We start from the raw sequence: 6,816 nt of genomic DNA, 5'->3' as shown, positions 1-6,816 counted from the left end.
ATTCAAATTGCCGCAGGCAATTTGCTCCTTAACTGACGCGCAGCGTCAATATCACTGCGGCGAAGCCGCAATATCACTATCGCGGAGCGATAATATCACTGACGCGAAGCGTCAATATCACTGCGAACGCCCCGCGTTCGCCCGGGGGATTCCTCGCCACCGGCTCCTCGGAATGACAAAAAAACGCCCCCGGTCAAGGAGGTCGGCTTATGAAAAAGCTCAAATCATCGCCCGCGGCGAGCTTCATCGCCGTCGCGCTCATATACGTTATCGCCGGCGCGGTCGGCTTCGCGGTCTACGGCGCGTTCGACGCCGACTGGCGCGTGAAGCTGCTGGCCGCGGACGCCGCGGCGACGGTCGTTACCTTCGCTTTCAGCGTTCTGCTGAAGAACGCCTCGGTCTACGATCCCTACTGGAGCGTTCAGCCGATAGTGATATGCGCCGCGTACGCGTTCCCGCGGCGGCTGACGCTGCTTTCGGCGCTGCTGCTTCTGGCGGTCTGCGTCTGGGGTCTGCGCCTGACCTGGAACTGGGCGCTGAACTTCGGCTCGCTCGAGCGCGAGGACTGGCGCTACGTCATGCTCCGCGAAAAGACGGGGCGGTTTTATCCGATAATAAACTTCGTCGGCATACACATGGTGCCGACGCTGGTCGTCTACGGCTGCGTCCTGCCCGCCGCGACCGCGATACGCGACGGCGCGGAGGCGAACTTCTGGAGCGTCGCGGCGGTCTGCGTCTGCTTCGGCGCGGCGGCGCTGCAGGGGATAGCGGATATCCAGATGCGCGGCTACCGCGCGGAGCGCGACGCGCCCTTCTGCCGCCGCGGACTGTGGAAGTATTCGCGCCACCCGAACTACCTCGGCGAGCTGCTGATGTGGTGGGGTATCGCGCTTTCCGTCTTCGCCGTATACACGAACTGGTGGCTGCTGCTCGGCGCCGCCGCGAACACCGCGCTTTTCCTGCTCGTCAGCATCCCGATGGCGGACGGCAGGCAGGCGAAGAAAGAGGGCTTCGCGGAGTACAAGGAGCAGACGCGTATGCTGCTTCCGGTGAAGAAATAGCGAAGAATTAAGCCGTTCGCTGAAACGAACAGACAACAGACCGGAACGTCGGGCGCCTCCCTCGGCCGAGGGAGGTGGCGCCCGAGGCGTAAGCCGAGGGTGACGGAGGGAGGGAAAAACCCTGCCTCTGTCGCGGCGTTTGATAAACGGGGAATCATTTTCCCTCCCTCAGTCATCGCCGTTTTCAACGGCGCTGACAGCGTCTCGCCTGCGGGCTCGGTCAGGCCGCGGCTCTGACAGCCCACCGGGCTGTCATTCACTACCGCGGCCTCCGCTTCGCTACCTCGTCTGAGGGAGCTGCGCCCGCGTTAAAAACGAGGTAAACCTATGTCAATGACGCTTGACGAAAAGATCGCGAAGCTGCAGAGCTTCATCGACTCCGCGCGGAGCGCCGTGTTCTTCGGCGGCGCGGGGGTGTCGACCGAGAGCGGCGTGCCGGATTTCCGCAGCAAGGACGGGCTTTACAACGTCCGCGACGTGCGGTTCGACGGCTACCGCCCCGAATACCTGCTCAGCCACACCTGCCTCGTGCGCGAGCCGGAGGTCTTCTTCGAGTTCTACCGGCAGAAGATGGACGCGCGCGGCGTTCAGCCCAACGCCGCCCACCTGAAGCTCGCGGAGCTGGAGCGCGCAGGAAAGCTCGCCGCCGTCGTCACCCAGAACATCGACGGCCTGCATCAGAAGGCGGGCAGCGTCAACGTCTTCGAGATACACGGCACGACTCGGCGCAACTACTGCATGCGCTGCGGAAAGCCCTTCCCCGCGGACTTCATCTACGACTGCGCGGAGCCGGTGCCGCATTGCGACTGCGGCGGCATCGTCCGCTGCGACGTGACGCTCTACGAGGAGCCGCTGCCGGACGACGCCGTGCGCGGCGCCGTTTCCGCGATAGCGAACGCCGACCTGCTGATAATCGGCGGCACCTCGCTGACGGTGTATCCCGCGGCGAGCTACGTCCGCTATTTCCGCGGCGACCGCCTCGTTATAATCAACAAGGAGCACCTGCCGTACCCGCTCGATCCGGTAAAGGACCTTGAGATAAACGCGCCGATAGGGAAGGTGTTGTCTCACCTGACGGTGAGACAGTGAAATTGCCGGCTTTGCCGGCAGTGAAATTCGCGGGCGCGCCCGCGCCTGTCATCCTGAGGGCGAAGCCCGAAGGATCCCACACCGACAGCAGACGGCTGCATACGCTGTCATCCTGAGCGAAGGCGAAGCCGGAGTCGAAGGATCCTGAAGGTAACGGTCGTGTTATCGGAAAAGTGCGCAGTCGGAAACGGGGGTTACGTTTCGCTTTCTTTCGCGGCGCTTTCGCGTCAATCCCCGGACGAGCAATGCTCGTCCCTACGGGCGCGACGCTTCGCATCGCTCCGCTCAGGATGACAAACGCTCTGCAAAGGGAAGGTGATTCCTCGTCGGCGTGTTTGCGCCTCCTCGGAATGACAAAGCCCCGCATATACGCGCCGGTTACAATCCGCGCCATCCATATATAAAGAGAGAGGGAAATCCATGATCAAAAAACTTTTCCGTCAGATGCTGTTCACACAGATACTGTCCGCGATGACGGTCACGCTCTGCATGCTGATCGACAGCATAATGATCGGCCGCTTCCTCGGGGTCGACGCGATGACCGCCTACGGACTGGCGACTCCGCTGCTGCTCGTCTTCGCGGCGATCGGCAGCATGATCTCCGCCGGCGTGCAGGTCATGTGCGGCAAGACGATGGGATGCGGCGACCGCGAAGCGACCAACGGCTGCTTCACCGTTTCCGTGTTTCTGACCGCGGCGATATCCGCCGTCGGCCTCGTGCTCGTCTTCGCCTTCACCGGTCCGGTCGCGCAGCTGCTCGGCGCGGAGCCGGGGACCAACGTCTACGAGCTGACTAAGGGCTATATGCGCGGCTTCATCATCGGCGCGCCCGGCTTCATGGCGGTGCAGATGCTGGTGCCGTATATGCAGATATCCGGCAGCCGCAGCCGCCTCGTCGCCGCGGTCATCGCGATGACCGTCGCGGACGTCGCGGGCGACCTGCTGAACGTCTTCGTCGTCAGATGGAGCACCTTCGGAATGGGCCTCGCGTCCAGCTTGAGCTACTACGCGGCGCTCGCCATCGGCATCGGCTACTTCTTCAAAAAGGACTGCCTCTTCCGCTTCAAGCGCAAGCTGATAAAGGGGAGGACCTGCGCCGAGCTGCTGAAATACGGCGTGCCTACGATGATAAATCAGGTCGCGCTCGTGCTGCTCGTCTTCGTCTATAACAAGCTGCTGATCGGCACCGGAGTTTCCGCGGCCGTCGCGGCTTATTCGGTCATTTCCACGGTAGGCAACATCTGCTACTGCTTCGGCGGCGGCTGCGGCTCGGTCGCGCTGATGCTCTCGGCGATATTCTACAGCGACGCCGACCGCACCTCGCTGCGCGAGCTTGTGAAAACGATGACCTTCTGGGCGGTCGCGCTCGACGTCGCGGTCATCGCCGCCTGCTGCGCGGCGGCGGCTCCGATAGTCGACCTCTTCATCGAGGACGCCTCCGCGCGCGATCTCGCGGTCGCGGGACTGCGGCTGTTCTCGCTTTCGCTGCTGCCCTGCTCGCTGAACACGACCTACAAGAACTACTATCAGGGCATCGGCAGAAGCGGCTTCACTCAGGCGATCTCGGTGATGCAGAACTTCGCGCTCGTCGCGCTCTCGGCGTTCGTTTTCAGCCGCTTCCTCGGCGTGACGGGCATCTGGCTCGGCTACGTCAGCGGCGAAACGCTGACCTGGCTTGTCGTCTGCGCCGTCGTCTTCATCAGGAATAAGAAATTCGCCGTGAACGCGGACGCGTTCTCGCTGCTCCCCGCCGACTTCGGCGAGAAGGAGGGCGAGAGCATGGAGGCGGTCGTGACGAACGACGCCGACGCCGTGGAGGCGTCGCGCCTGGCGGCCGAGTTCTGCCGCGCCCACGGGCGCAGCCCGAAGCAGAGCAGCCACATCGCCCTCTGCATAGAGGAGATGGCGGAGAACATCGTCAAGCACGGTTTCCGCAAGAGCGGCGGCCGCGACTGCCGCATCGACGTGCGCCTCACGATCCGCGGCGACGACTGCATCATCCGTCTGCGCGACAACTGCGTCAACTTCGACCCCGTCAAGTATATGGAGCTCCACCGCGACGACGATCCCTTCTCGCACATCGGCATCCGCATGGTCATGAAGACGGTCAAGGACGCCAACTACGTCAACTCGCTGGGACTCAACAACCTGCGTCTGGTGGTGTAAACCGGATGCCGTCCCCCGCGTTCGCATATTAAACGTAAAAACAAAACGGGATGAGAGGTTGTCTCATCCCGTTTTTTGCCGATGGCGGACCGCGTTTTTAAGCGCGGCAGTTGATGTGTTGTTTCGCGTTAATGGGTGCCGACCTGAGCGGAAACATCCGTTCCGTCGATAAACCACTGTGAAACGGTGCTTCCGTTATTGAACAGCAGTCCTGTGGTAACGTTGGAGTCGTTTATTCGGATGACCGAGCCGCTGTTGTTGCAGTCGATGAACTTATAGTCGTCGGAGAAGTAGCAGGATTCGATCAGGCCGTCCTGATAGAAGCGGATCGAACCGTATTCGGGAGAGCAGCTGAAGCTGCAGTTTGTGAAGACGACGGAAGTTATCGTTCGGCCGAAACTGTTCCATCCCTTGATGTCGCAGTTCTCGAAGGCCAGCGCGCCGTTGCCGCCGTCGAAGTGTGCGCCGTAGGTCGCGCCGTTAAAGGTGCAGTTGACGAACGTCACCTTCGTGCCGTTGTCGGCGTAGCAGTAGCGTAGCCCGTTCGTGCCGCTGAATACGGCATTGCGGATAATGACGTCCTTTTTGAAGTGATAGCCGTGGAGCGTTCCGAGGTCGCTGCCGACGGCGTTGATGACGGGAGTTGCTTCGTCATCGGCGGCGTTGACGTCGTTCAGCGCCGCGATCAGTTCGTCATGGGAGAGTGCGAAGAGCATTCTGCCGGGCTCGGGCATCTCCGCGCCGGCGTCGTATTGATCGTTGAAGCTGTCGCTCTCTGCGGTCGCCTGCGTCGCCACGAGATTGACGTCAAAGATGATATCCTTTTCCTGATACTCGTTGCCCGCGTCGGTGCGCATATGCACCGCAAAGACGAAGTAGTCGGTCTCGTCCGCGGCGAGCTTGCCGTAAGGCGCGGCGGTGATGCGGCCGGAGCGGACCTGACCGGTCGCCGTTGCGACCGAGAGCAGATCGTCCCAGCTCGTGAGAGAAGCGGTCTGCGCGGCGGTCGCGCCGTCGATTATCGCGTATTCGAGCGCGCCCGCGAGCCCTCTGTCAAGAACGTCGAGGATGATGTTGTACTTCAGCGCCAGGTTGCCGATGTTGCTTACCGCGAGGTATGCGATCTGCGTCTTGCCCGGCTCCCAGAGGGTAAAGGTGCTGTTCTGTGCCGTCTCCGCGACATCGAAAATGCCGCCGTCCCAATCGGCTATGGATGCGTAGTTTCCGTCGCCCTCCGCGTCGATGAGCAGGTCGGCTTTCAGATTGCCCGCGGCGATGATGTTTTCGCGGCTCACCACCGTGTCGGTGAACCATGCGAACGTCGTCCCCGCGAACAGCGTGAAGCAGAGCGCCAGTACGATCAAGCTGCTTATGAACGCCCGCTTCGTCTTGCTTTTACTCGTCATTTACATTCCTCCCTTTTGTTATTTTCGGCCAAACTGCCGAGTATTGCAAATGCTATTTTACAACACGGACTCTAACACCCGACCAACAGAAGAGAGGAAAAAACCGCTGTTTTCAAGGAAAACGCAAATATTTTTCCCGCGCCGCCCTGAGCCGCGCATATCTCCCGCGCTTGCCGCAGGGGAGCTCCCGAACGCACGTATAATTAAAACCGCTTCCCGATCGGGAAGCGGTTTTTTCCTTAATGCGAGCGAAGCGAGTATATCATATTCGCATTGCGAATATATCATACGCGCAGCGTATATCACGTCGGCGGGACGCCGACATATCATTGTTCACGCTGCAGCGTGAACCTGTGATAGACCTTCTTGCCCTTGCGCATCTTCACGCCCTGCGCGAGGCGTTCCTTCGCGATCGTTTCCGCGAAGGAGGCGACCTTTTCGCCGTCGACTGTGACGCCGCCCTGCTCGATGGTGCGGCGTGCGTCGCTCCTGCTGGTCGCGAGGCCGCCGAGGAGCATCAGGTCCACGACTCCTATCGCGCCGTCGGTGAAGGCGTCCTCGCCGACGACCGTCGTCGGCATATTCGCGTCGTCGCCTTCGCCGGAGAAGAGCGCCTTCGCGGTGGCTTCCGCCTTCTTCGCCTCCTCCTCGCCGTGGACGAGGGCGGTCAGCTCGTAGGCGAGCACTTCCTTCTTCTCGTTGACGCGGGAAGCGTCCCACTTATCCATCTCGGCGATCCTGTCGAGCGGGATGAAGGTCAGCATGCGGATGCACTTCATGACGTCCGCGTCGTCGACGTTGCGCCAGTACTGGTAAAACTCGAAGGGGCTGGTCTTCTCCGGATCGAGCCAGACCGCGCCCTTCGCGGATTTGCCCATCTTTTTGCCCTCGCTGTTGAGCAGCAGGGTGATGGTCATGGCGTAGGCGTCCTTGCCGGTCTTTTTGCGGATCAGCTCGGTGCCGCCGAGCATATTGCTCCACTGGTCGTCGCCGCCGAACTGCATGTTGCAGTCGTAGTGCTGGAAGAGGTAGTAAAAATCATAGCTCTGCATGATCATGTAGTTGAACTCAAAGAAGCTGAGTCCCTTTTCCAT

The 6,816-nt window shown here is 61.2% G+C and carries 5 protein-coding genes; 3 read left to right on the top strand and 2 right to left on the bottom strand.

The genetic code is table 11. The annotated features are described in order from the left end of the window. The first annotated feature begins 209 nt into the window (after positions 1-209). The 3 genes from IJL83_00215 to IJL83_00205 all read left to right on the top strand — a co-directional run bounded on the left by IJL83_00215 (position 210) and on the right by IJL83_00205 (position 4,316). Positions 210-1,061: a DUF1295 domain-containing protein gene (locus IJL83_00215; protein ID MBQ6552036.1), complete on the top strand. Its 852-nt coding sequence runs from the start codon at positions 210-212 to the stop codon at positions 1,059-1,061. A 333-nt stretch (positions 1,062-1,394) separates the two neighbouring features. Beyond that, positions 1,395-2,150: an NAD-dependent protein deacylase gene (locus IJL83_00210; GenBank protein ID MBQ6552035.1), complete on the top strand. Its 756-nt coding sequence runs from the start codon at positions 1,395-1,397 to the stop codon at positions 2,148-2,150. Between the two features lie 420 nt (positions 2,151-2,570). Continuing rightward, positions 2,571-4,316 carry an ATP-binding protein gene (locus IJL83_00205; GenBank protein ID MBQ6552034.1) on the top strand — a complete coding sequence of 582 codons (1,746 nt, stop codon included), beginning with the start codon at positions 2,571-2,573 and terminating at the stop codon, positions 4,314-4,316. A gap of 128 nt (positions 4,317-4,444) precedes the next feature. Here the strand turns inward: IJL83_00205 and IJL83_00200 are convergent, their stop codons facing one another. Together IJL83_00200 and IJL83_00195 are read right to left on the bottom strand one after the other, a co-directional pair. Continuing rightward, on the bottom strand, positions 4,445-5,722 hold the full coding sequence (locus IJL83_00200; protein ID MBQ6552033.1) for a right-handed parallel beta-helix repeat-containing protein: 1,278 nt from the start codon (positions 5,720-5,722) through the stop codon (positions 4,445-4,447). 326 nt (positions 5,723-6,048) lie between these two features. Continuing rightward, a partial coding sequence (locus tag IJL83_00195) for a tyrosine--tRNA ligase (GenBank protein ID MBQ6552032.1) occupies positions 6,049-6,816 on the bottom strand: 768 nt, incomplete at its 5' end.

This window comes from Clostridia bacterium, assembly GCA_017438525.1.
GTDB lineage: Bacteria > Bacillota > Clostridia > Oscillospirales > RGIG8002 > RGIG8002.
The sequence above is the reverse complement of the archived record's forward strand: the minus strand, read 5'-3'. Positions and strand labels throughout refer to the sequence as shown.

Bases quoted from the DNA above. Each gene is read 5' to 3' on its own strand.
- IJL83_00215 (MBQ6552036.1), top strand. From the start codon at position 210: ATGAAAAAGCTCAAATCATCGCCCGCGGCGAGCTTCATCGCCGTCGCG.
- IJL83_00210 (MBQ6552035.1), top strand. From the start codon at position 1,395: ATGACGCTTGACGAAAAGATCGCGAAGCTGCAGAGCTTCATCGACTCC.
- IJL83_00205 (MBQ6552034.1), top strand. From the start codon at position 2,571: ATGATCAAAAAACTTTTCCGTCAGATGCTGTTCACACAGATACTGTCC.
- IJL83_00200 (MBQ6552033.1), bottom strand. From the start codon at position 5,722: ATGACGAGTAAAAGCAAGACGAAGCGGGCGTTCATAAGCAGCTTGATC.